Source organism: Nonomuraea sp. NPDC050394, assembly GCF_044459065.1.
In the GTDB taxonomy this organism is placed as follows: Bacteria; Actinomycetota; Actinomycetes; order Streptosporangiales; family Streptosporangiaceae; genus Nonomuraea.
In genome coordinates, this window is sequence record NZ_JBITIO010000002.1 from 72,067 (window position 1) to 95,674 (window position 23,608).

Here is a 23,608-nt window from a genome sequence, read left to right on the forward strand (position 1 = left end):
TGGATCAATGACGCTCGCCGCGCAACTGGGCGACGGCTTCGGCGGCCGCCCAGCCGATCAGCGCGTCGAGGTGTGGGGCGTTCGGGGTGGGGTCGGCGGCGCGGGTGAAGACGCCGACGGCGTACCTGCCGCCGTCGCGGAACTCGAGCACGCCGGCTTCGTTGCGGATCAGCGGCAGGGTGCCGGTCTTGCCGCTGATCACCACGTCGTCCCCCGGAAAACCGCTGCTCAGGCGGTGCGGCCAGATCTGGGCGCCCATCCAGCCGCGTACCAGGGCGCAGGCTTCCGGCACGGCCGCCTCCTCGCGCCAGATGCCGGCCAGCAGGCGGGTGATCTCCTCGGGTGTCGTGCGGCAGGTCCGCGCCGGGTCCAGCGCGCGCAACGACCGCAGTCGCTCCAGCGGCACCTCGGTCAGCTCGCGTTCGTCGTCGCCGTAGGCGGTGCCGAGGTCCTGCGCCACACTGGCCAGAATCTCCGCGCAGTTCTGCGGTACGGCGGTGCCCCCGAGACCCAGCTCGGCCAGAAGAGCGGCCACCCGGTCCCTGCCCACCCGATCGAGGACCAGGTCGGTGGCCACGTTGTCGCTGATGACCATCATCAGCTGGGCCAGGTCCCGGTAGGAGGCGACGACGTGGTCACGGTGCGCGGCCAGGCCGTACGGCGACGGCACCCTGCCCTCGTCCGGGACGGTGACCCGCTGGGTGAGGTCGATCTCGCCGGCCGCCGCCTGACGGGCCAGTTCGAGGGCCACCGGCACCTTGAAGACCGAGGCGGTGACCACCGGGGTGTTCTCGCCGATGCCGACGGACTTCCCGGTGCCGAGGTCACGCGCGTGCAGCCAGATCTCGGCGCCGAGCCCGTCCGCGTGCTCCCGGATCGCCTCGGGCGTGGCCGCCCTGACCACACCCGCCCCGACCACACCCGGCCCCCGCACGCCACTCCCCCGCGATCGCAGGTGATCGGCCGACGATCGCACGGGAGCGTCCGCTGACCACACGAGCGTGTCCGATCGCTCAGCGGTATCCACCGATCGCCCGGGATCGTCTGAGCGCTCGGAAGCATCCGATCGCGGATGCTCACCGCACGATCGTGGGTGGTCGGCGAATGCTCGCCCGCTCACGTCCGAACAGAGGCACTCGCCCGACGAACGCACGTGAACGTCCGAGCGCGGCTGGTCGGCGGATGAGCGCGGGTGGTCGGCGGACGATGGCTGGTGGGCCACGGCGGAGCGTGGGTGATCGCCACCAGATGAGCGCGGGTGGTCGGCGGACGAGCGCGGGTGGTCGGCGCTGGTCAATCGCAGGTGGTCGACGGCCAGGCGGCCGAGGGTTCCGACGCAGGCGTCGGCGGCGGGCTGGCGGTAGCGGTGGTCCTCGGTTCTGATGAACACCGCGACGGCGAACCGCCCGCCATCGGCCTCCACCACGCCGGCCTCGTTACGCCAGAACGGCAGCGTCCCGGTCTTGGCGCTCACCCGCGTCCCAGGCTCGGTGAACCCGGCCCGCAGCCGATGCGGCCACGCCTGCAGTCCCAGGATGCGCCGCATCTCGGCACACTCCGCGGCCCCGGCCGCCTCGTCCTTCCAGATGGCCGTGAGCAGCCGGGTGACCTCGCGCGGCGTACCGGAGTGCTGGGTGCGCTCGGGATCGACCGCCCGCGCGGCGCGCATCGCGTCGGGACCCGCGCCTTCGGGCACGTCCTGGTACATCGTCTGGTAGAGGTCGTCGCAGGTGCCGTCGACCCTGGTCCTGGTCAGGCCCAGCTCGCGCAGCGTCGCGTTGATCGCGTCGATGCCCAGCAGGTTGACGAGGATGTCGGTGGCCGCGTTGTCGCTGACGCTCATCATCCAGTAGGCCAGGTCACGCAGCGAGAGCTCGATCGGGTCGGCCATGACGGACAGCCCGGTGGGCCCGGCCGAGCGCCCTTCGGCGGGAACGTCGAGCCGCGCGTCGGGAGACAGCCGCCCGTCCCCGAAGCGGCGGAACAACTCCACCAGCACCGGAATCTTGAAGACGCTGGCCAGCGCGACCAGCCCGTACTCGCCGTACCCGATCTCGGCACCGCTGTCGAGATCGACGGCGTGCACCCAGGCCCGCGCTCCGATCGGCCCGAGAACCTGCTCGACCTGCTCTTTCACGACGACCTCCCGCGCCTCAGCGCCCGTCCGGGCAACCGCCCGGTGGGCGCGCCGTCGGCGAACGCGGTCTGGCCGTTGACCACCACGTGCCGCATTCCACGCGCGTACTGGTGCGCGAACTCGTAGGTGGCCAGGTCGCCGACGGTCTCGGGGTCGAAGACGACGATGTCGGCATAGGCGCCGACGGCAAGGCGGCCACGGTCACGCAGGCCCAGGTTGGTGGCGGGCAGGCTGGTCATCCGCCGCACCGCCTCGCCGAGGGTCAGCAGCCCCTGCTCGCGCACATACCGGCCGAGAATCCGGGCGAACGTCCCGTAGGCCCGCGGGTGCGTGGGCGCGTCGGTGCCGGGCGGCTCGGCGGCGAAGGTCTCGGCGTCGGACCCGACGGAGACCCACGGGTTGCGCAGGGCGGTCCGCAGCACGTCCTCGTCCATCATGAAGTACATGGCGTGCAGGCCGGGCTCCTCCTCGACCAGCCGCAGCAGCGTCTCGACGGGGTCGGCGCCCCGGTCGCGCGCCACCTGCCCGAGGCTGAGTCCGCGGTAACCGGCGGCGGGCCCCTTCGGGTCGGGCAGCAGCATGACGCCGTCCGCGCCGCCCGAGGCCAGGTAGATGTTCTCCCAGCGCTCCGACGGCGTCCGCACTCCTTCGCGGATGCGGGCCCGCTCGGCCGGGTCGGCCAGCCGGGCCACGAGCGCCTCGTGACCTCCCTCGTGGAAGTGCGGCGGGATCGAGGCGGCGAGGTTGGTCTGCCCGGCGAGGTAGGGGTAGATGTCCGCGGTCACCGTCTGCCCGGCGGCGCGGGCGGCCTCGACGCGTTCGACGGCACGTGCCATCTTCGGCCAGTTGTCGCGTCCGGCGGCCTTGAGGTGGTAGATCTCCGCCCGCACCCCGGCGCGGCGGCCGATCTCGATCAGCTCGTCGACCGCGTCGAGGAAGTGGTCGCCCTCGCTGCGCATGTGCGAGATGTACATGCCGTCGTGCCGGGCGACGACCTCGCACAGCGCGACCAGCTCGTCGGTCGGGGCGAAGCATCCGGGGGGGTAGATGAGCGCCGATCCCAGGCCCAACGCTCCGTCGGCCATTTCCTCGTCGAGGACGCCGCGTACGTGGGAGAGCTCGGCGGCGGTCATCGGCCGGTCGTCCGTGCCCGCGCCGATCATGCGCAGGTTGTGGGCGCCGACGAAGCTGACGACGTTCTGGACCACGCCCTTGCGCTCCAGGTGCGCCAGAAACTCCGACAGCCGCTCCCACTCCATGGACGGCGCGCCGGGCCCGAAGCTCGCTTCGAGCTCGGCCCTGATCGCGGGGGTGAAGGGCCCGATCGACACGCCTTCCCCGAAGACCTGCGTGGTGACGCCCTGGTAGAGGTCGGACAGGCCACGGCCGTCCCTTTCCAGGGTGAAGTACGCGTGGCTGAGCACGTTCACGAAACCGGGGGCGACCACCAGCCCGGTGGCGTCCAGCACGGGCACGTCGTGGCCGCCCGCCGAGGGGCCGACGGCGACGATCCGATCGCCTTCGACCAGGACGTCCGCGACCCGGCCAGGGCCGCCGCCGCCGTCATGAACTGTGCCACCGCGAATCACCAGAGAAGCCGACATGCGGGCATCCTGCGACGTCACGCTCACCGAATGTTCATCGAATCCGATGAAGTGGCGCAGATCTTACGTCGCATCCGACGAAGTACGGGCGGGGCGGAACGACTGCACTGGGTGACCAAACCTCAGCCACAGAGAGCCGGTGACCCCTATCGTGCTCACCTTCACCTTCCGCCGCCTCCTGATCTCCATCCCGGTGATCGTGGCGTCGACGTTCGTCGTGTTCCTGCTCGTCACGATGTCCGGTGATCCGCTCGCCAATCTCAAGGGCCGCAACCCGCCGCCGTCCCCGCAGGTCATCGCGGTCGAGGCGCATCGGCTGTATCTGGACCAGCCGGTGCTGCAGCGCTACTGGACCTGGATGACCGGTGTGCTGCGCGGGGACTTCGGCCCGTCGGTGCGTACCAACCTGGACATCGGCCACGAGATCGCCGCCCGGTTCGGCGTCACGCTGCGGCTCATCGCGGTGGCCGTCGTCCTGGCCCTGTTGCTGGCCGTGGTCGTCGGCGTGCTCAGCGCGGTGAAGCAGTACTCGGGCATCGACTACGGCTTCACCTTCGCCGCGTTCCTGTTCCTGTCGATGCCGTCTTTCTGGTTCGCGGTCCTGCTCAAGCAGGGCGGGATCTCGCTCAACCAGCTCGTCGGCGATCAGGTGGTCTACACGATCGGGGAGAAGTCGGTGGTCGTCGACGGCGGCGCCTGGGCTCAGCTGGCCGACGCGGCGGGCCACATGGTGCTGCCGACGGTCTCGCTGGCGCTGATCTCGTTCGGGGCGTGGAGCCGGTTCCAGCGCGCCTCGATGCTCGACGTGCTCAACAGCGACTATGTGCTGTTCGCGCGGGCCAAGGGGCTGACGCGGCGACGGGTGGTCGTCCGGCACGCGCTGCGCACCGCGCTCATCCCCATGACCACGGTGACCGCGCTCGACTTCGCCTCCCTGATCTCCGGCGCCGTCATCACCGAGACCGTCTTCCAGTGGCGCGGGCTCGGCGACTTCCTCGTCACCTCGATCAACCAGCGCGACGCCTACGCGGTGCTCGCGTGGCTGCTCGTGGTGGCCGTGGCGGTGATCGTGTTCAACCTCATCGCCGACCTCCTGTACGCCCTCCTCGACCCCAGGATCCGCTATGAGTGACGACACCGGGACGCCCGCCGCCACGGTGCGCCGGCGCAGCCAGCGCGAACTCGTGCTGCGCCGCTTCCTCAGGCACAAGGCGGCGGTGGCCAGCCTGGTGCTGTTCGCCGCCGTCGTCCTGCTGGCCTTCGCCGGCGGCGCGCTCTGGCGCTACGACTACGCCGACATCACCTCGGCCGTGTCGGCCCCGCCCTCCCTGGAGCACCCGTTCGGCACCGACAACCTCGGCCACGACACCTTCGCCCAGGTGCTGCGCGGCACCCAGCGCTCGATCGAGATCGCCCTGCTCATCGCGCTGCTCGCCGGTCTGGTGGGCACCTTGTGGGGAGCCTTCTCCGGCTACTACCGCGGCATCACCGACAGCGTGATGATGCGCGTCGCCGACCTGGTCCTGACGCTGCCGCTGCTGGCGGTCGCCGCGGTCCTGACCCGCGGCACGTCGGGCTCGTGGTGGTTCGTCGCCCTCGTCATCGCCTCCCTGCAGTGGGCCTACGTCTCCCGCGTGGTGCGCGGCGTCGTCCTGTCGCTGCGGGAGAAGGAGTACGTCGAGGCCAGCCGCGCGCTCGGCGCCACCGACCGGTGGATCATCTTCCGCCACCTGATCCCCAACGCTCTCGGGCCGATCATCGTCAACGTCACGATCCTCGTGGCCGCCGCCATCCTGGTCGAGACCGCGCTGTCGTTCCTCGGCCTCGGCGTCCAGCCGCCCGACACCTCGCTCGGCCTGCTGGTCAGCGAGGCCGACACGGCGGTCAGCACCCGGCCCTGGCTGTTCTACTTCCCCGGCGCGTTCATCGTGGTGATCGCCCTGACCATCAACTTCATCGGGGACGGGCTGCGCGACGCCTTCGACCCGACGCAGCGGAAGGTGCGCACATGAGCGAGCACGAGATCGTGCTGGAGGTCGAGGACCTCACCGTGTCGTTCCCGAGCGAGGACGGCCTGGTCAGGGCGGTCCGCGGCGTCAGCTACGAGCTGCGGCGGGGCGAGGTGCTCGGCATCGTCGGCGAGTCCGGCTCGGGCAAGTCAGTCACCTCGATGGCGGTGATGGGCCTGCTGCCGGGATCGGCGAAGGTCGGCGGCTCGGTCCGCTTCCGCGGCCGGGAACTGGTCGGGGCGCCGGACAAGGAACTGCGGGCCGTCCGCGGCGGCCGGATCGCGATGGTCTTCCAGGACCCGATGACCTCGCTCAACCCCGTCCACCCGGTGGGCGACCAGATCGCCGAGGCGGTCAGGGCGCACAACGACGTCAGCGCCGCCGCGGCCCGTGAGCGCGCGGTCGAACTGCTGGCGATGATGCAGATCCCCCGGCCGAGGGAACGTGCCCGCGACTACCCGCACGAGTTCTCCGGCGGCATGCGCCAGCGTGTCGTCATCGCCACCGCGATGGCCAACGACCCCGACGTCATCATCGCCGACGAGCCCACCACCGCGCTGGACGTCACCGTCCAGGCGCAGGTGCTGCGCGCGCTGGAGACCGCGCGGGCGGCCACCGGCGCCGCTATGGTGCTGATCACCCACGATCTCGGCGTCGTCGCCGGCACCGCCGACCGGGTCCTGGTCATGTACGCGGGCCGGCCGGTGGAACTCGGGGACGTGGATGCCATCTACTACGAGCCGCGCATGCCGTACACGCTGGGACTGATCGGGAGCCTGCCCCGGCTGGACGACGCCCGCAGGGGCGAGCGGCTGGTCCCGATCACCGGCTCGCCGCCGTCGCTGCTCGACCTGCCGCCGGGGTGCCCGTTCGGGCCGCGCTGCCCGATGCGGCAGGACCGGTGCCACAGCGCCGAGCCGGAACTGCTCGCCACCGCCCCCGGCCACCTGGCCGCCTGCCACTTCTCGGCCGATCTGGAAGGCCGCCGCCCCGAGGACGTCTTCGCCCTGACCTCGGCAGACCACAATGGAGGCGCAGCATGAGCGGGTCGCCGCTGCTGTCGGTGCGGGATCTGGTCAAGCACTATCCGGTACGCGGCAAGGGCCTGATCCCGCGTACCACGGGACAGGTGCACGCCGTCTGCGGCGTCTCCTTCGACCTGCACCGGGGCGAGACCCTCGGCCTGGTCGGCGAGTCGGGCTGCGGCAAGTCGACCACCGGCAGGGCCGTGCTCAAACTGCAGCCGCCCACCTCGGGGACGGTGCGGTTCGACGGCAGGGACCTCGCGGCGGCCGGTGCCGCGGAGACGCGCCGGCTGCGCCGGCGCATGCAGATCGTGTTCCAGGACCCGTACGCCTCCCTCGACCCGCGGATGACCGTCGGCGACGCCATCGCCGAGCCGCTGCGCATCCACGACACCTACCGCCAGGAGGGCCACGAGCGGGTACGCGAGCTCCTGTCCACCGTCGGGCTCAACCCCGAGCACGGCAACCGGTATCCGCACGAGTTCTCCGGCGGCCAGCGTCAGCGCGTCGGCATCGCCAGGGCGCTGGCGATGCGGCCCGAGCTGATCGTCCTGGACGAGCCGGTGTCGGCGCTCGACGTGTCGATCCAGGCCGGTGTGGTGAACCTGCTCCAGGACCTCCAGGAACAGCTGGGCCTGGCCTACCTGTTCGTGGCGCACGACCTGTCGGTGGTCCGGCACATCGCGCACCGGGTCGCGGTCATGTACCTCGGCCGGATCGTGGAGATCGGCGACAGGGACGAGCTGTTCGACCGGCCCGCCCACCCCTACACCCAGGCGCTCATCTCGGCCATCCCGCTGCCCGACCCGCGGCTCGAACGCGTCAGGGCGCGCGGGCGGATCGTTATCGGCGGCGACGTGCCCAACCCGGTCAGCCCGCCGAGCGGCTGCCGCTTCCGCACCCGCTGCCCGAAGTTCACCCAGCTCACCGAGGGCGAGCGGACGATCTGCGTCGAGCAGGCGCCCGAGCTGATCGACCGCGGCCACGGCCACCCGGCCGCCTGCCACTACGCGGAGGTGGCCGCCGTCGTCTGACGCCCTACCGCCACGGCTCGCCGTGCTCGTCCCCGGGACGGCGGCGCCGGGCGGGCGGCGGCGGGGGCGGGTCGTCACGGCGGGAGGAGGAGTGGGAGTCCCCCATGATCTGGATGACGACCCACGCCACCGCCACCGGGACCCCGACGATGAAGATGGAGATCTTCCAGCCACCCGGGACGACGATCGCCACGATGAGGGCCACGACGAGCAGCGCGAACGCCGCCACGAGGCCGAGACCGAGCTTCTTCCACAGCGACATACGACCTCCCGGGAAACGGCTGGAACGCGACAAAGTATCCCCGACTCGTTGATCTCTCGCATCACCCGCCAAACCCCGGGGTAGCGGGGCAGGGACGCGTGTGCGAGGGTGGCGAGCATGGTGATCCCGGGGCCGGCGCCGTCCGCGGCGGGCGACAACCTCGACGACATCGCCGCCGCCGGTGGCCTGCACACCTTCCAGCTGGCCCTGCACCGCGACTACGGCGACGTGGCCGCGTTCCGGATGCCCGGCTCGCGGCTCGTGTCCGTCGCCGATCCCGTGCTGCTGGAACGGGTGGCGCGGGTCGACAAGCGGCCGGAGCGGCTGTTCGAGTTCCTCGCCCCGCTCTTCGAGACGGGCAACCTGCAGGTGATGCCGGCCGAGGAACACGTGCCGTGGCGCAAGCTCGTCCTGTCCGCACTGGCCGGGCGCAAGTCGCACGAGGCGCACTATCCCTCCTTCGCCCGCATGACCGCCGCCATGGCCGACCGCTGGGCGGCCGCGGACGGGCCGGTGGCGCTGCAGAAGGAGCTCAGCGAACTGTCCCTGCGCATGATCTGCCAGTACGCGCTGGGCATGGAGATGGACGAAGGCGAACTGCCCCGGCGGATCGTGGGCGCCTTCGAAGAGGTCCTGTCGGAGTATCTGGGCAGGCTGTACGGCACGCCGTACCGGGAGGGCAGGGCGCGGGAAGGGCTGGCGTTCCTGCGCGACGCGGTCGACCAGGTGCTCGCCGGGCGCCGCCCGCCGGACCGGCCCGACCTGATCACGCTGATGGCCGAGGCCGGCGAGCGGCCTGCGCGGGTGCGCGACACCGTGCTGTCGATGATGCTGGCGGCCCACCACACCACCGGCGTGGCGATCTCCTGGACCCTCTACCTGCTGGCCGCGCACCCGGAGGTGACCGGACGGATCCGCGCGGAACTCGCGGGGGTGCCGGACGTGCCCGGGTTCGCCGACCTGAGCCGGCTGCGGGTGCTGGAGATGGCGCTGAAGGAGTCGATGCGGCGCTACCCGCCCGGCCCGTACGGCGCCCGCGAGACCACCGAGCACCTCACGCTGGGCGGCTACGACCTCCCGGCCGGGACGACGGTGTTCGTGCCGATCTGGGCGGTGCACATGAATCCGCGGGTCTGGACGGATCCGGAGCGCTTCGACCCCGACCGGTTCGCGCCCGAGCGGATGCCGGAGCGGCCGAGGCTGGCCTACATCCCGTTCGGCTTCGGCCCGCGCGCCTGCGAAGGGGCGTCGCTGGCCATGCTGGAGGCGCGGCTGGTGCTGGCCGTCCTGCTCAAACGCTTCACCTTCCGCCCGGTCGAAGGGCATCCGGTGGTGCCGGTGGAGCGGTTCGTGCTGTGGGCCGAGCACGACATCGAGATGACGGTACTGCCGGCGCCGTCCTGACCGGTTCTTTCGGGCTGCTTACGTCAGGCCCGCGGCCCTCCTCCCGAGGGGTCCGGGACGCTCATGATACGAGCGACAAAGCCCCGACAAATCGGAGTGAACGATGTTCCGACTCACCGCGGCCGCCGGATTCCTGTGCGCGGTCGTCCTCGCCTTCAACACCGCCCGCCGCGCCGGACTCCTGCCGGAGACGGCGCTCACCCACGCGATCGCGCCCCTGGCTCCGCTGGCCGGCCTGTTCGCGATCACCGGCTGCTACTTCCTCATCTCCCGTACGGCCGGCCGCCTCGGCCTGATCGGCTTCACGCTCAACGCCGCGGGCCTGGCCGGTGCCTTCGCCGTCGAGTACACCCTGCACTTCGTCTTCCCCGCCCTCGGCCGGAGCACCGTCGCCACCCTGGTCGCCGGGGGCACCGGCCGGGCGTTCCTGGTGACGTCCCTGGTACTGATGGCAGGCGTCCTCACCTTCGCCGCGGCCGCCATCAGGGCGGGCGGCCTGCCCACCGGCGCCATCGTCCTCTACACGGCGGGCATGATCCCCGGCTCGCTCAGGAACGTCGTCCCGGAACCCCTCTACCTGCTGGGCCTGCTGGTCGCCGCCGCCGGAGTGGCCTGGCTGGCCCTGGCCCTGTGGCGGGCGGAACCCGCGCGCGCGGCCCTGGCACAGGCCTGACTCAGAGCGCCGCCCGGATCGCCGTCTGGGCGGCCTCGCGCAACTGGGCGTGGATGAGGGCGTTGGACTCGCGCTCCGAACGCACCTCGACCACCCGCAACCCCTCCCCGCGCAACGCCTTGCCCAGCTCCGAGATGTCACTCACCAGCGTGTACGGCGTCCCCGTGGCCGCCGCCACATACCCGAGATCGACCCCGTGCGGCGTCCCGAAGACCCGCTCGAACGGATCGCGCACCGCCGCCTGCGGCAGCAGCGAGAAGATCCCGCCGCCGTCGTTGTTCACCACGACGAGGCACAGGTCGGGCCGGGGCTCGCGGGGCCCGAGGATCAGCCCGTTCTGGTCGTGCAGGAACGACAGGTCCCCCAGCAGCGCGAACGACGGCCCGTTGTGCCCGAGCGCCGCCCCCATCGCGCTCGACACCAGCCCGTCGATCCCGGAGGCGCCCCGGCTGCTCAGCACCCGGATCCCGCGCCGGGGCCGCATCGCCTGGTCGAGGTCCCTGATCGGCATGGACGAGCCGCTGAACAGCAGCGCCCCGTTCGGCAGCGCGTCCACCAGGTCACGGGCCAGGCGCGGCTCGCTGAGCCCGGAGGCGTCGAGAAGCTCGTCGATCGCGGCGCGGGCGGCGAGGTCGGCGCCACGCCAGGAGTGCAGCCACGTGTCGTCTCCGGAGGCGACCGGGATCTCCACCGCCTGCGCGACCTGCGTGGCCGAGCGGGTCGGATCGGGCCAGCGGGCCAGGTCGGGAGCGACGACGATGTGCTCCTGCGCCCGCTTCAGCCACGTCAGCAGCGGGCGCGACAGCCCGGGACGGCCCAGCGTCACGACCACGTCGGGCTGGTGGGCATCGGCGAACTCGGGCGTGCCGAGCAGGAAGTGGTAGGTGGAGATCGCGTGGTCACCGTAGCGCCCGCCGCCGTTGGGCTCCGACAGCACCGGCCAGCCGGCCATGCCCGCGGCGGCGATGTAGCGGCGCACGTTGGCCGCGCCGTCGCCGACGACCAGGACGCCGCGGCGGGTGGGCGGGATGTGCAGCGCCACGGGCGGCGGGGCGACGCGGGCGCGCACCCACGGGCCGTTGACGTCGCCGTCGAGCGACTCGCACCAGCTCGTGTCGCCGTCGGGGATGAGCGGCTCGCGGAAGGAGAGGTTGAGGTGGACCGGTCCCGGATCGGCCGGGCCGAGGGTGCGCTGGTAGGCGCGGCAGGCCAGCGAGCGCCAGTACGCCACCTGGCCGGGACGATCCTCCGGCACTCCCACCTCGGCGAACCAGCGGACGGCGGAGCCGTACAGCTTGATCTGGTCGATGGTCTGGTTGGCGCCGGTGCCGCGCAGTTCGGGCGGCCGGTCGGCCGTCAGGACCAGCAGGGGTACGCCTGATTCGCCCGCCTCGATGACGGCGGGGTGGAAGTTGGCGGCGGCGGTCCCGGACGAGCAGAGCAGGGCGACGGGCCGCTCCGACCGCTTGGCCAGGCCGAGCGCGAGGAAGGAGGCCGAGCGCTCGTCGATGCGCACGTGCAGGCGGACCCGGGACTCGGCGTGCAGGGCCAGCGCGAGGGGGGCGGAGCGGGAGCCGGGCGCGAGCACGACGTCGGTGAGTCCGCAGCGCACCAACTCGTCGACCAGCACGGAGGCCAGCGCGGTGGCGGGGTTCACGGGGCAGCCTCCTGCATCCGGCGAAGCCACGAGGGGGATTCGATCTCAAATTCCGACAAATACGAAAAATCCACGTTCGGGCGGCGGACCGCTATCTGTCCGTCTACCGGCATGAGGGAGTCTTTCACGACATCTCCCGAAAGGAGGGTCATGGTGCCCAGACCGCACGCATAGGGCAGCTCGGGCAGGGCGGCGGCCAGCGCCAGACCCGCGGCCAGGCCGACGGAGCTCTCCACCGCGCTGGAGACGACCGCGGGCAGCCCGCACGACTCCACCACGCGCAACGCGTTGCGCACACCGCCGAGCGGCTGCACCTTCACCACCGCGACGTCGGCCGCCTCCGCCGCGCGCACCCGCAGCGGATCCTCCGCCTTGCGGATCGACTCGTCGGCGGCGATCGGCACGTCACACCTGCGCCGCACCTGGGCCAGTTCGTCGAGGGTGGCACACGGCTGCTCGGCGTACTCCAGGTCGAACCGGCCGAGGTCCCTCAGCCGGCGTACCGCCTCATCCACGCTCCATGCGCCGTTGGCGTCCACGCGCAGCTTCCCCGAGGGGCCGAGCGCGTCGCGCACCGCCTCCACCCGGGCCAGGTCCTCGGCGAAGTTCTGGCCGCGCTCGGCGACCTTCACCTTGGCGGTGGCGCAGCCGGCCCGCCGTACGAGCTGGAAGGCCTTGTCCGGCGGCACGGCGGGGATCGTCGAGTTGACCGGGACGGCGGCGCGCACGGGCGCGGGCCAGCCCTCGTCGGCGGCCTCGCGGGCGCAGGCCAGCCAGCGTGAGCACTCGCGCGGACCGTACTCGGGGAACGGCGAGAACTCCCCCCAGCCGGCGGGCCCGTGGATGAGCACGCCTTCCCTGACGGTCTGCCCGCGAAAACGCTCGCGCATGGGGATCCGGAAGACGACGGGAGAACGCTCCACGACCCTCCCCGCACTCATATCCGAACTGTCGCCACTAACCTTACGAGCATGGTGAGCAAACCGTTGCACGCCCTCGCGCTGCCACCCGGTCCGCGGCTGTTCGCGGCGATTCGCGATGCTCTGACCGGCGACGGTCCCGCCGTACTCCCCCTGCCGCCCGCCGACGCCGGCGCCACCCTCACGGCCCTGCGCCCCACCCATCTCGACGGGGTACGGCAGGCCGGCGGGGAAGGCGTGCCCGAGGACGTCGCGGTCGTGATCGCGACCAGCGGCAGCACCGGCCGGCCGAAGGGCGTCATGCTCACCGGGCGGGCGCTGCGCTCCTCCGCCGAGGCGTCGCTGCGCCACCTGAAGGCCGCCAAGGGCGAGCGCTGGCTGTGCTGCCTGCCCCCCTCGCACGTGTCCGGCCTGCAGGTGCTGGTCAGGTCGGTACTGACCGGCAGCGAGCCGGTCATCCACGACGGCTTCTCCCCCGAGGCGGTGCTGGGCTCGGGGGCCGAGCACGTGTCGCTGGTGCCGACCCAGCTGCACCGGCTGGTGGAGCGGGGCGCGGACCTGTCGGTGTTCCGCTCGATCCTGCTCGGCGGCGCGGCGCCCCGGCCGGGCCTGCTGCGGGAGGCACGGGCGCTCGGTGCCCGGATTGTCACGACGTACGGGATGAGCGAGACCAGCGGCGGCTGCGTGTACGACGGCCGGCCCCTTTACAATGTAGATCTCAAAATCGGGGGCGACGGCCGGGTGCGGATCGCCGGTCCCGTCCTGTTCTCCGGCTACCGCTTCGGCGCGGCGCCGTTCGAGGACGGCTGGTTCGTCACCTCCGACCTGGGCGAGCTGAACGGCGGGCGGCTACGCGTGCTCGGCCGGGCCGACGACGTCATCAACACCGGCGGCGAGAAGGTCGTGGCCGGGGTCGTGGCCGCCGTGCTCGGCGAGCACCCCGAGATCGCCGACGTGGCGGTCGTGGGCGGCCCCGACCCGGAATGGGGCGAGCGCGTCGTCGCGGTCGTGGTGCCCGCCGACCCCTCGCGCCCGCCGACGCTGGACCAGCTCCGCGCCTACGCCAAGGACCGGCTCCCGGCCTACGCCGCCCCGCGCGAACTGCGGCTTCTCCCCCGGTTGCCGCTCCTGCCGAACGGTAAAACCGACCTCGCCCTGTTGCGGACCGGAACCTGACGCGGCCGGGCTGCGTCATAGGTGGCGAGAGAAAGAGGGAGCTCTTCATGAACCAGACCCGCAAGATGTGGGCGTCCGCTGCGGCCGTCGGCGTGATCCTCGTCGGTGGCGCCACAGTCGCGGCAGCCGCCTCGGCGGGCCGGGTCGACCAGGCCCGGGGAGAGACCCGGGCCGAGGTCGGGAAGACCGCGCCCACGCCCACCCCGACCGATGGCATCGTGGTCTCCCAGGACATCAACCCCGACCCCGCCAAGGTCCTGGAGCACTGGACCGAGCAGGGCATGGAGGGCGCGGAACCGATGCCGATGCCCGAGGTCGAGCTCAAGCCGGGAGAGTTCGAACTGGCGGAGTGAATTCCCGCAGGGTGTGGGGTGGATCGCATTCTCCGCGGTCCGCCCTTTTTTGCCGGGTCCGGGAACAAATGGCGGCGAATGACGTTATTGATACTGGTGCGTCGAGCGGCCACACCGCCCCACCACAAACTGCCTGATCGCTTCGACTCCGTATGGAGGAGGTGTCCTCATGCCCAGAACCGCCGTGGCGGCCCCGCCCGCGACCCTCGACCAGCTCCTTGACCGAGGGCGAGCTCAGGGTCACCTTTCTCTTTCGGAACTGCGTGACGCGTTCGCGCTGGCCGGCATCAGCCCCGCCGAGGGCCGTTCCATCCTGCGCGAGCTGACCGAGGCCGGTGTCAGCCTGGCCGCGGAGAACGAGCCCGCCCTGACCAAGAAGGCCCCGGCCGCGAAGAAGACCACCGCCAAGAAGACGGCCGGCAAGACGACCGCGGCCAAGAAGAGCGCCGCGCCGAAGACGCCCGAGAAGGCCGAAGCCGCCTCTTCGGAGGACGAGCCCGACGAGCCGGCGATGTCCGACGAGGACGCCGAACTGGAGCAGGAACCGCTCGACCTCGACGACAACCAGTCCGTCATGGGCGACTCCGTGCACACCTACCTCAAGTCGATCGGCCGCCGCACGCTGCTGACCGCCGCCCAGGAGGTGGAGCTGGCCAGGCGCATCGAGGCCGGCCTGTACGCCGAGTACAAGCTCGACAGCGACCAGAACTGCTCCGCCGCGGCACGCGCGGACCTGGAGCTGGTCATCGAGGACGGCAGGCAGGCCAAGGACCACATGCTGGAGGCCAACCTGCGCCTGGTGGTGTCGGTGGCCAAGAAGTACACCGACCGCGGCATGTCGCTGCTGGACGTCGTCCAGGAGGGCAACCTCGGGCTGATCCGCGCCGTGGAGAAGTTCGACTACACCAAGGGCTTCAAGTTCTCCACCTACGCCATGTGGTGGATCAGGCAGGCCATCCAGCGTGGCTTCGCCGACTCCGCCCGCACGATCCGGCTGCCGGTCCACGTGCTGGAGATGCTGTCGAAGCTGTCGCGGATCGAGCGCGACATGCACCAGCGCCTCGGCCGCGAGCCCACGCCGGAGGAGCTGGCCGTCGAGCTCGACAAGACGCCCGACCAGATCGAGGAACTGCTGCGCACCAGCCGCCAGCCCATCTCGCTCAACGCCACGATCGGCGAGGACGGCGAGACCACGATCGGCGACCTCATCGAGGACGTCGACTCACCCGAGGCCTCCGAGATCGTCGACCGCCAGCTGCTGGGCGACCAGCTGCGCGGTGTGCTCGACAACCTCTCGCCGCGCGAGTCCAAGATCATGGCGTTGCGGTTCGGCCTGGTGGACGGCAAGCCGCACACCCTGGACGAGATCGGCAAGCACCTCGGCCTGACCCGCGAGCGGATCCGCCAGCTGGAGAAGGAGTCGCTGTCCAAGCTCCGCCACCCCAGCAACACGCGCCCGCTCCTGGACTGGGCCAGCTGACCCGCCCCGGAAGGGCCCGGCACCCCGCGCGGTGCCGGGTCTTTCCGCTTTCCGGTACGGCGGGCCGCCCCACCCGGCCCCAGTGCCCGGTGACCGTCCGCCCTGGCGAGCCGCGTGACCGGATCCGGACCACCACCTCGAACCCCGGTACCAGCGGATATGTCCACGTTCCGTAGTGTGATACTTACGATATGACCGTCTTTGCCGGAGGCAAGATCGAGGCATTTGTCGGGCCCACCGAGCTGGGTGCGGCCGACAACCTCGAACAGGTGATCATCGACTTCATCGGCGGCGCCAAGCGATTCCTCGACATCGCCGTCCAGGAGCTCGACTCCGAGCCCATCGCCCAGGCCATCCTCGACGCCCGCTTCCGCGGCGTGGACGTCCGCATGGTCCTGGAGCAGGACTACCTGATCTCCGCCAAGCTCCCGAACATCGCCCCGAAGGCCGGGGAGGACGAGGCCGCCGCCCGCCTGCGCGTGCAGTGGGGCCAGGAGAGCGGCGCCAAGAGCCTGGAACCCAACCGGAAGATCCTCGCCGCGCTGCTGCGCTGCAACGTCGACGTCAAGGCCGACTACAACCCGGCGATCTTCCACCAGAAGTTCATCATCCGCGACTTCCGCGAACGCGCCCTGCCCAGCTCCGCGATCCTGTCCGGCTCGGCGAACTTCACCGGCACCGACTGCCACCGCAACCTCAACCACATCGTGGTCTTCAACGACGCCCGGGTCTGCCGCGAGTACACCACCGAGTTCGCCCAGATGCGCGCCGGCCAGTTCGGCCGCGGCGCCCACGGCAAGGTGCCCATGGCGTTCAACCTCAACGGCGTGCCGGTCAAGATCCTGTTCGCGCCCGACCACGCGCCCGAGCTGGAGATCATGAAGCAGATGCTCAAGGCGGCCAAGCGGGTCGACTTCGCGATCTTCACCTTCTCCGGCTCCTCCGGCATCGACGACGCCATGATCGCGCTGGCCGCGGCCAAGCGGACCGTCACCGGCGTCATGGACCCCGGTCAGGGCGCCCAGGCCTGGGCCGCCACCCACGACCTCGACCGCGCCCACATCGAGCTGTACTTCCCCAAGCGCAGCGCCGCCTTCGGCAAGCTGCACCACAAGCTCATGGTCATCGACGAGTCCGTCGTCGTCGCCGGGTCCTTCAACTACACCGCGCCGGCCAACAACTACAACGACGAGAACATCTTCGTCCTCGGCAGCCCCTACCCGGACCTGCCCAAACGTGAGGGAGGCCCGGTCGACCCCGCCGCCTGCGCGGAGCTGGCCCGCTTCTTCCGCACCGAGATCGAGCGCATCGAGGCCGCCGGAGAACGTTTCATCGCCAAACCCTGAGCGCGATCCGCCGGCGGCGGGACCGGCGGGCATGGACGGCGCGCCTCCAGCGCGGGGTGCGGCCCGGCTCTGAAGCTAGGCGGCCACCCCGGCGGGGCGGCGCACCGGGGCGGTGGCGACGATCTGGCCGGTGGCGGTGTCGATGGCCGAGACGAGGTGGGCGCGGGTGCTGCAGACGTACAGGAGGTTTCCCCTCGGGGACAGGGTGAGCGACTCCGGGCTCTCGCCGACCTCGGCCCGGGAGACGATCCGCCTGGTCGAGGTGTCGATGCCGAGGACGCTCCGGCTGTAGTAGTGGGTGACGTAGACCCGGTCGTGGCCGGGTGAGGCGGCGATGCCGTAGGGGCCGGACTCGACGCCGACGGTGGCGACCTCCTCCAGGGTGGCCGTGTCCAGGACCAGCACGTCGTTGTCCTGGCCGGGCAGGTTGGCGCCGGTGGTGGTGACGTAGACGTGGGCGCCGTCGCGGGTCACGGCGACGCCGTTGGGGTGCGGGCCGACGGGGACGGTGGCGATCACCTTGCCCGCCGCCGTGTCGATCACCGACAGGTCGTGGCTCTCGAAGTTGGTCACGTACAGGCGCCCGCCCGACAGCGCGGGGGCGGCGGCGTTGCGGCCGACGGCGATGGTGGCGGTCACGGCGGCGCGCCGCAGGTCGATCACCGAGACGTCGCTGCTCTGGTAGTTGGTGACGTAGGCGTGGCGGCCCGCGGGGTCGATGACGATGCCGCCCGGGTGGTCGCCGACGGGGATGCGGTCCACGACGGCCAGGGTGGCGGTGCTGATGACGGTGACGCTCCGTCCGCCGAAGTCGGTGACGTACAGGCGCCCGCCCGACAGCGCCGGCGCGTACGGCCGTGCCCCCGCGCCGACGCTCGCCAGGTGTTCGAGGGTGACGGCGTCGAGGACGGTCACGGACGAGGTGTCCGGGCCGGCCACGTAGATCCGGTCGTTCATGAGCTCGCGGCGGGCAGGAGCTGGCCGGCCGCCAGGTCGCGGTAGAGGCCGTCGGCCATGAGCAGTTCCCGATGGGTTCCCGCCGCGCGCACTCTGCCCTCCTCCAGGACGATGATGGTGTCGGCGTTGACCACGGTGGACAGCCGGTGGGCGATCACGATGACGGTGGTGGTGGCGGCGATCTCCTCGACCGCCTGCCGCAGGGCCAGCTCGGAGGCGGCGTCGAGCTGGGAGGTGATCTCGTCGAGCAGAAGCAGCCGGGGACGGCGCAGCAGGGCGCGGGCGACGGCGACGCGCTGGCGCTGCCCGCCGGACAGGGTGGTGCCCCGGTGACCGACCGGCGTGTCGAGTCCCTGGGGAAGCTGGTCGAGCAGGGGCGTGAGCCCGGCCCGCGCCAGCACCTCGTGGATCTGCTCGTCGGTGGCCTCGGGCGCGGCGTAGCGCAGGTTGTCGCGCAGCGTCCCGGCGAGGATGGGCGCGTCCTGCTCGACGTAGCCGATGGCCGCCCGCAGCTCGGCCAGCGGCCAGTCGCGCACGTCGCGCCCGGCCACCTCGACGGCGCCGTCCTCGACGTCGTAGAAGCGCTCCAGCAGGCCGAACAGCGTGCTCTTGCCCGCTCCCGACGGGCCCACGACGGCGGTCATGGTCCTGGGCGCGACGCTGATGTCCACGTTCTCCAGTACGGCGGCGCCGCCATAGCCGAAGCGCACGCCGCGAAAGCGCACCGAGGCCCCGTCGCCACCCGGGTCACCGGGAGCCTCCAGGGGTTCGGCGGGCAGGCGGTCGACCTCCTGGAGGCGCCGGACCGCGGCCAGTCCCACCTGCACCTGCGTGAACGCCGACAGGATCTGGCCGATCGGGCCCGACAGGTACATCAGGCAGAACAAGAACATGATCATCGAGGGCAGGGTCAGCGTGCCCTGGCTCACCCGCAGGCCGCCCAGGCCGAGCACGACGAGGAAGGTGACCTGGGTCGACAGGGTTCCGGCCACGCCGGTCGCCGACTGCCAGCGGGCGGCGGTGATCGCGTGCCGCCATGCCGTACCGGATGCCCGCGCGGCCCGCGCGCTCTCGCGGCGCTCGCCGCCGCTGGCCTTGACCGTCCGGTAGGCGCCGAGCACGCGCTCCACGATCGCGCCGAGCAGCCCGACGGCGGCCTGCGTGCGCTGGGTGGCGGCCGAGACGCGCGGCATGACCAGCGCCATCCCGGCCAGCGTGAGCGCCAGGACCGCGGCGGTGGCGCCCAGCAGCACCAGGTCGGTCGTGGCCATGAGCGCGAGCGCGCCGGCGCCGAGTACCAGGCCGGTGGCTCCGGTGACGACGGCGTTGGTGGTCGCCGAGCGCAGCAGGGTGATGTCGGCGGTGAGCCTGGACATGAGGTCGCCGGGTTCGAGCCGGTCGAAGTCGGCCAGGCGCAGGCGGAAGACGCGCTCGGTCAGCCGGTCGCGGGCGGCGCGCACGACGTTCTCGCCGGCGACCTCCAGCACGTAGCGGCCGCAGGCCGACAGCACGGCGCCGGCGACGAGCAGCGAGGTGAGCATGGCGAGCGTGCCGAGCACCGGGGTTCCGGCGAGGAGGTCTTCGGTGACCATCTTGGCGGCCACCGGCTGGATCAGGCCCGCGGCGCCGCCGGCCAGGCCGAGCAGGCCTCCGGCGAGGATCCGGCCCCGGTGCGGGCGTACCTGGGCCAGCAGGGCGTGCCAGGCGGCCATCACGGCCCCCAGGTGACGGGCAGGCGGGTCACGCCCTGCAGGGACAGCGCGGGTTTGACCGGCAGGCCGCCGGCCGGCTCGGCGAGCCGGAGCGTGGGCAGGCGGGCGAGCAGCGCGCTCAGCGCGCTCTCCAGCTCGGCTCTGGCCAGGTTGTTGCCCAGGCACTGGTGCGGGCCGTGGCCGAAAGTCAGGTGACGGGCATCCCGGCGGTCCAGGTCGAGGTCGTCCGGGGCGGGGAAGGCCGCGGCGTCGCGGTTGGCGGCGGCCAGCAGCACGACGACGCCGTCGCCGTCCCTGATCAGCCGGTCCCCGAGCGGGATGTCGGCGGTCGCGACCCTCGGCAGCGGGTCGGCGACGCTCGTGTGGCGCAGGAGTTCGTCCACGGCCCGGGGCATCGTGGCGGCGGTGAGCGCCTTCAGCCCGCCCGGCCGGGTCAGCAGCGTGAGCACGCTCAGCGCGAGCGTGTTGGCGGTGGTCTCGTGCCCGGCGATGACCAGCATGGCGGCCATCTCCCGGGCCTGCCGTTCGCTCAGTTCGCCGCCGGTGACCCGGCGGGCCAGGGTGGAGAGCACGTCGTCGCCCGGCCGGGCCGCCTTGTCGCGCAGGAGCCGGGCGAGCAGGTCGTAGACCACCCGGAAGGGCGGGCCCGTGGCCGGGTCGAGGAGCGTGGGCCAGCGCAGGTGATCGGTGAAGACGGCCTGGTCCTCGGGCGGAACGCCGAGCACCGCGCAGAGCGTGAGCGCGGGCAGCGGCGCGGCCAGCGCGCTCACCAGGTCGGCGGGCGGTCCCGCGCCGATCATCTCCGTGATCAGCCCGTCGGCCAGCGAGCGCAGGTGCGGGCGCAGCTCGCGCACCCGGCGCAGGCTGAAGTGGGGGATGACCATCCGCCGGTGCTCGGCGTGCAGGGGGTCGTCCATCTCCACGAAGCTCAGCGCCCGCTTCTTGCGCTCCGGATCCGGCGGCGGCGCGCCCTTCTCCCGCGCCAGGTGCGGGTGGGCCGGGTGCAGCGCGTCCGAGGACAGCCGCGGATCGGCCAGCAGCGAACGCGCCGGCGCGTGGCCGGTCACCACCCAGACCGGGGTGCCGTCGCGCAGGGCGGCGCGGGCCAGCGGCCCGTGCTCGCGCAGGCCGTCATACCCCGGCGGCGGATGGTGGGGGCAGCCGCGTGGCATCGGGATCTGCGGCAGCTCGCTCATGGGGTGGCCTCCGGTGGTACCTGCAACAGGACGCGGTGGTAGCCCGGCGGGGCGGGCTCGTCGACAGGCCGGCCCTCGGCCAGGACCCAGGCGTGCGCGCCGAACGGCGGCAGCACCCGCACGCCCGCGCACCAGGTCGGCCAGCTCCCGCGGGACCTGCACAGCAGCGCGGTCGCGATCGAGCGGGGCAGGCAGCCCTTCGGGCTCGCGCACGCCCTGCTGGTGCGGGTGACCACCTCGCGGGCCCGGCCGGCCTCGGCGTAGGTGGCCGGGCGGGTGCCCGCGCTGACCCGGCTCAGCACCTTGACGATGGTGCTCGGCGAGCGTCTGGCCAGCGCCTTGGCGGCCAGCACCGCCAGGCGGGCGCGCCAGCGCTCCAGCGGCGGGTACGCCCGCGGCGCGAGCGCCATCGTGGGGTCGACGCTCATGCCGGCCTCCGTACCAGGATGCCCATGGTCACGAGGCCGTCCATGAGGTGGGCGACGTCCCGGGCGGCTTCTCCGCCGTCCACGTCGAAGGCCGCCACGAGCAGCTCGACGGCGTGCCCGGGGTCGCCGGACTCCAGGGCGGAGCGCAGCACGATCGCTCCGGTGGGGTTGAGGCTCCAGTACTCGCCGCGTACCTGGTGGAGCAGGGCCATGCCGTAGTCGGTGTCGACGGCGGAGATGTCAGGCGCCAGCGCGTACACGCTCGTCCTCCTTCACGGTGCGCAGCCACATCTCGCACGCCAGCGTGGGCTCGATGCGGCGGTGCTGGGTCAGCACGTCGATCGGCCCGCGGCAGGTGGCGCGGAAGAGGTCCCGGTCGATGAGGCCGAGCTCGCCCAGGAGGCTGTCCTCGGCGAGTGCCATGATCTGGTCGCGGTGTTTCCTGCTGCCCATGACCGCGCTGGCGGAGGTCTCCGACTTCGTGGTACGGCCCAGCGTCACCTCGGGCACGATGCCGCGCATGGCGTCGGCCAGCACCGGCTTGTACCTGGCCGGGTCGTAGCGGTCCCCGGGCCTGGCCGACAGCGCCGCCTCGATGACCCGGTCGTCGAAGAAGGGCGCGGACATGGTGATGCCCCGGGCGGCGGCGATCTGCTGAAAGTCGGCGACCATCTGGCAGCCGCCGTGGATCGCGGCGAGGTTGTGGTGGGCGCCGCGTCCCCGCGCCAGCGGCGGGTGGCCGGCGGCCGCCTCGCGCAGCTCACCGGCGGCCAGCTCGACCGCGTACGGCGTCGCCCACGCCGGCATCGTCGGCGGCAGGTCCCACCCCAGCGCGGGCCCGTCCACGCCGTGCCCGTCGCGCCCGAGGCCGTCGGCGGCGGCCCGCATCCAGGCGTCGTACGCCCGGCCGCTCACCAGGTGCCGCAGCGTCTGCCGCAGCGGCCAGCGGTTCTTGGCCGCGGCCGTCAGCAGGTGGCGCGTCCCGGTGAGCGGCGCCTGCCTGATCAGCGTGGGCAGCCAGGTGGGCATCATCGTGGCGGCCTCGTCCCCGCCCAGCCCGACCAGGTGGGCGCCGGGCGCGTACGCCTGGCCGCGCCGCAGGATGTGCATGAGCCGGCTGCGGTGGTGCAGCAGCAGGAACGGCGCGTCGAAGCGCTCGTGCGCGCCGAGCATGTCGTGGTAGACCAGCGGGCACTCCCGCGCGGAGATGATCTCGTGCCGCACCGGGTGTCCCGCGGCGGCCAGCGCGGCGGCGGTGCGCTCCGCCCACGGCACGTCCTCGTCCATGGGGTCGGGCTGGGCGGCGGTCAGGGCCACGACGTCGGCGCCGGTGCGGGCGGCCAGGGAGCAGATCGACGAGGAGTCCATGCCGCTCAGGTGCGCGACGACCGTGCGGCCGGGCCGCGCGCGCAGGGCGACCGCCTCGCTCAGCGCGGTTCTGAGCGCCGCGACCGCCTCCTCGCGCTCCATCGGCTCGGGAAGCCGCCACCAGCGCGCCTGTGTGAGGCCGCCGCGCTCGTCGAGGAGGACGTCGTGGCCGGGTGGCACGGCGTCGACGCCGTCCCACACCGGCAGCCAGTTCAGCGGCCACGGCGGGTGGGCGAACAGCAGCCGGGTGGCGAGCCTGGCCGGGTTCGGCGTGGCCCCGGTCAGTCCCGCCAGCACGAGCGCCCGGTTCCCCGCGACGGGCGTCCCGCCGACCCGGCAGGTGTACACCCTGCGCAGCCCCGAGGCCGTCCCCCGCACCCGGACCCGGCCGCCCTCCGAGACCATCAGGTAGGCGCTGCCGGGGCCGGGCCCCGGCAGGCCGGGCGCGCCCGCGGCCAGGTGCTCCTCGCTCATCGCGTGCTCGCCGAAGGCCGCCGTCGCCGCGCCCGGTCTCCTGCCGACCGTGAGCGCGCCGGGCGGCCAGCGCCCGATGAGCCACGGCCGTCCGGAGGGGTGGCTCACCTCGTGCGCGCCGCCGCAGCTGTCGTGGATCCGCCGTGCCACGTCCGTGCTCTCCTCCCGGTCGGGCAGGACGGTGAACCATGGGTCTTCTGTCGCGGACAAGGTCGCTCTCCCATCCTTCGCGGTACGGCAGGCGGTGCGGTGGCCGCCTGCCGTACCTCATGGGCGGTTAACGGCAGTAGTTCGGGTAGATCCACTCCCAGTGGGGGCCGCCGCAGCCCCCGTTGGTCAGGGTGTGGAAGTCGCCGGCGAACGTGATCTCCGGGCGTTCGTAGACGCGCATGT

19 protein-coding genes and 1 pseudogene are annotated in these 23,608 nt (G+C 72.4%); 9 read left to right on the forward strand and 11 right to left on the reverse strand.

All coding sequences use genetic code 11. The features are described 5' to 3' along the window. Positions 1–4: 4 nt before the first annotated feature. Complete coding sequence (locus ACIBKY_RS08560; RefSeq protein WP_397095568.1) at positions 5–2,137, reverse strand: serine hydrolase; 2,133 nt, start codon at positions 2,135–2,137, stop codon at positions 5–7. Next, positions 2,134–3,741, reverse strand: coding sequence for an amidohydrolase family protein (locus ACIBKY_RS08565; protein ID WP_397095569.1), 1,608 nt, complete (start codon positions 3,739–3,741; stop codon positions 2,134–2,136). Before ACIBKY_RS08565 ends, ACIBKY_RS08560 begins: the two co-directional genes overlap by 4 nt. 151 nt (positions 3,742–3,892) lie before the next feature. Between ACIBKY_RS08565 and ACIBKY_RS08570 the strand changes: the two genes are divergently transcribed. The 3 genes and pseudogenes from ACIBKY_RS08570 (at position 3,893) to ACIBKY_RS08580 (ending at position 7,809) form a co-directional block, all read left to right on the forward strand. Then, complete coding sequence (locus tag ACIBKY_RS08570) at positions 3,893–4,873, forward strand: ABC transporter permease (protein WP_397096862.1); 981 nt, start codon at positions 3,893–3,895, stop codon at positions 4,871–4,873. Beyond that, the gene (locus ACIBKY_RS08575; RefSeq protein WP_397095571.1) at positions 4,866–5,753 is read left to right on the forward strand and encodes an ABC transporter permease; all 888 of its coding nucleotides are present in this window, start codon (positions 4,866–4,868) and stop codon (positions 5,751–5,753) included. Before ACIBKY_RS08570 ends, ACIBKY_RS08575 begins: the two co-directional genes overlap by 8 nt. Beyond that, positions 5,750–7,809: pseudogene (locus ACIBKY_RS08580) on the forward strand (dipeptide ABC transporter ATP-binding protein). Before ACIBKY_RS08575 ends, ACIBKY_RS08580 begins: the two are co-directional and overlap by 4 nt. Before the next feature lie 4 nt (positions 7,810–7,813). Here ACIBKY_RS08580 and ACIBKY_RS08585 read toward each other — a convergent pair. After that, entirely contained in the window at positions 7,814–8,071 is a 258-nt protein-coding gene (locus ACIBKY_RS08585) for a hypothetical protein (RefSeq protein WP_397095572.1), read from the reverse strand. Between the two features lie 117 nt (positions 8,072–8,188). Here ACIBKY_RS08585 and ACIBKY_RS08590 point away from each other — a divergent pair, with 117 nt between their 5' ends. Together ACIBKY_RS08590 and ACIBKY_RS08595 are read left to right on the forward strand one after the other, a co-directional pair. Continuing rightward, positions 8,189–9,475 (forward strand): cytochrome P450, encoded by a 1,287-nt coding sequence (locus tag ACIBKY_RS08590; protein ID WP_397095574.1) that lies wholly within the window; start codon positions 8,189–8,191, stop codon positions 9,473–9,475. 103 nt (positions 9,476–9,578) lie between these two features. Next, positions 9,579–10,148, forward strand: a complete 570-nt coding sequence (locus ACIBKY_RS08595) for a hypothetical protein (RefSeq protein WP_397095576.1) — start codon at positions 9,579–9,581, stop codon at positions 10,146–10,148. A 1-nt stretch (position 10,149) separates the two neighbouring features. On the opposite strand, the gene menD is transcribed toward ACIBKY_RS08595, so the two are convergent. After that, positions 10,150–11,805 carry a 2-succinyl-5-enolpyruvyl-6-hydroxy-3-cyclohexene-1-carboxylic-acid synthase gene (menD, locus tag ACIBKY_RS08600; RefSeq protein WP_397095578.1) on the reverse strand — a complete coding sequence of 552 codons (1,656 nt, stop codon included), beginning with the start codon at positions 11,803–11,805 and terminating at the stop codon, positions 10,150–10,152. Further along, the gene (locus ACIBKY_RS08605) at positions 11,802–12,746 is read right to left on the reverse strand and encodes an o-succinylbenzoate synthase (protein WP_397095579.1); all 945 of its coding nucleotides are present in this window, start codon (positions 12,744–12,746) and stop codon (positions 11,802–11,804) included. The genes menD and ACIBKY_RS08605 overlap by 4 nt, the downstream gene beginning before the upstream one ends. Before the next feature lie 30 nt (positions 12,747–12,776). Between ACIBKY_RS08605 and ACIBKY_RS08610 the strand changes: the two genes are divergently transcribed. The 4 genes from ACIBKY_RS08610 (at position 12,777) to ACIBKY_RS08625 (ending at position 17,080) form a co-directional block, all read left to right on the forward strand. Further along, positions 12,777–13,901 (forward strand): AMP-binding protein, encoded by a 1,125-nt coding sequence (locus ACIBKY_RS08610; protein ID WP_397095581.1) that lies wholly within the window; start codon positions 12,777–12,779, stop codon positions 13,899–13,901. 47 nt (positions 13,902–13,948) lie between these two features. Then, positions 13,949–14,254 (forward strand): hypothetical protein, encoded by a 306-nt coding sequence (locus ACIBKY_RS08615; protein WP_397095582.1) that lies wholly within the window; start codon positions 13,949–13,951, stop codon positions 14,252–14,254. Positions 14,255–14,423: 169 nt separating this feature from the next. Next, a complete protein-coding gene (locus ACIBKY_RS08620) occupies positions 14,424–15,734 on the forward strand; it encodes an RNA polymerase sigma factor (RefSeq protein WP_397095583.1) in 1,311 nt (436 codons plus the stop codon). Positions 15,735–15,925: 191 nt separating this feature from the next. Beyond that, positions 15,926–17,080: a phosphatidylserine/phosphatidylglycerophosphate/cardiolipin synthase family protein gene (locus ACIBKY_RS08625; RefSeq protein ID WP_397095585.1), complete on the forward strand. Its 1,155-nt coding sequence runs from the start codon at positions 15,926–15,928 to the stop codon at positions 17,078–17,080. A 75-nt stretch (positions 17,081–17,155) separates the two neighbouring features. Here ACIBKY_RS08625 and ACIBKY_RS08630 read toward each other — a convergent pair whose 3' ends face one another. The 6 genes from ACIBKY_RS08630 to ACIBKY_RS08655 are packed head-to-tail and all read right to left on the reverse strand — an operon-like array spanning position 17,156 to position 23,425. Continuing rightward, positions 17,156–18,037 (reverse strand): hypothetical protein, encoded by an 882-nt coding sequence (locus ACIBKY_RS08630; RefSeq protein ID WP_397095587.1) that lies wholly within the window; start codon positions 18,035–18,037, stop codon positions 17,156–17,158. Then, positions 18,034–19,749, reverse strand: a complete 1,716-nt coding sequence (locus ACIBKY_RS08635) for an ABC transporter ATP-binding protein (protein WP_397095588.1) — start codon at positions 19,747–19,749, stop codon at positions 18,034–18,036. The genes ACIBKY_RS08630 and ACIBKY_RS08635 overlap by 4 nt, the downstream gene beginning before the upstream one ends. Continuing rightward, positions 19,749–20,945, reverse strand: a complete 1,197-nt coding sequence (locus ACIBKY_RS08640) for a cytochrome P450 (RefSeq protein WP_397095590.1) — start codon at positions 20,943–20,945, stop codon at positions 19,749–19,751. The genes ACIBKY_RS08635 and ACIBKY_RS08640 overlap by 1 nt, the downstream gene beginning before the upstream one ends. Next, on the reverse strand, positions 20,942–21,373 hold the full coding sequence (locus ACIBKY_RS08645) for a lasso peptide biosynthesis B2 protein (RefSeq protein WP_397095591.1): 432 nt from the start codon (positions 21,371–21,373) through the stop codon (positions 20,942–20,944). The genes ACIBKY_RS08640 and ACIBKY_RS08645 overlap by 4 nt, the downstream gene beginning before the upstream one ends. Then, positions 21,370–21,633: a lasso peptide biosynthesis PqqD family chaperone gene (locus ACIBKY_RS08650; RefSeq protein ID WP_397095593.1), complete on the reverse strand. Its 264-nt coding sequence runs from the start codon at positions 21,631–21,633 to the stop codon at positions 21,370–21,372. Before ACIBKY_RS08650 ends, ACIBKY_RS08645 begins: the two co-directional genes overlap by 4 nt. Then, positions 21,614–23,425, reverse strand: coding sequence for an asparagine synthase-related protein (locus tag ACIBKY_RS08655; RefSeq protein WP_397095594.1), 1,812 nt, complete (start codon positions 23,423–23,425; stop codon positions 21,614–21,616). Before ACIBKY_RS08655 ends, ACIBKY_RS08650 begins: the two co-directional genes overlap by 20 nt. Positions 23,426–23,608 lie beyond the last annotated feature (183 nt).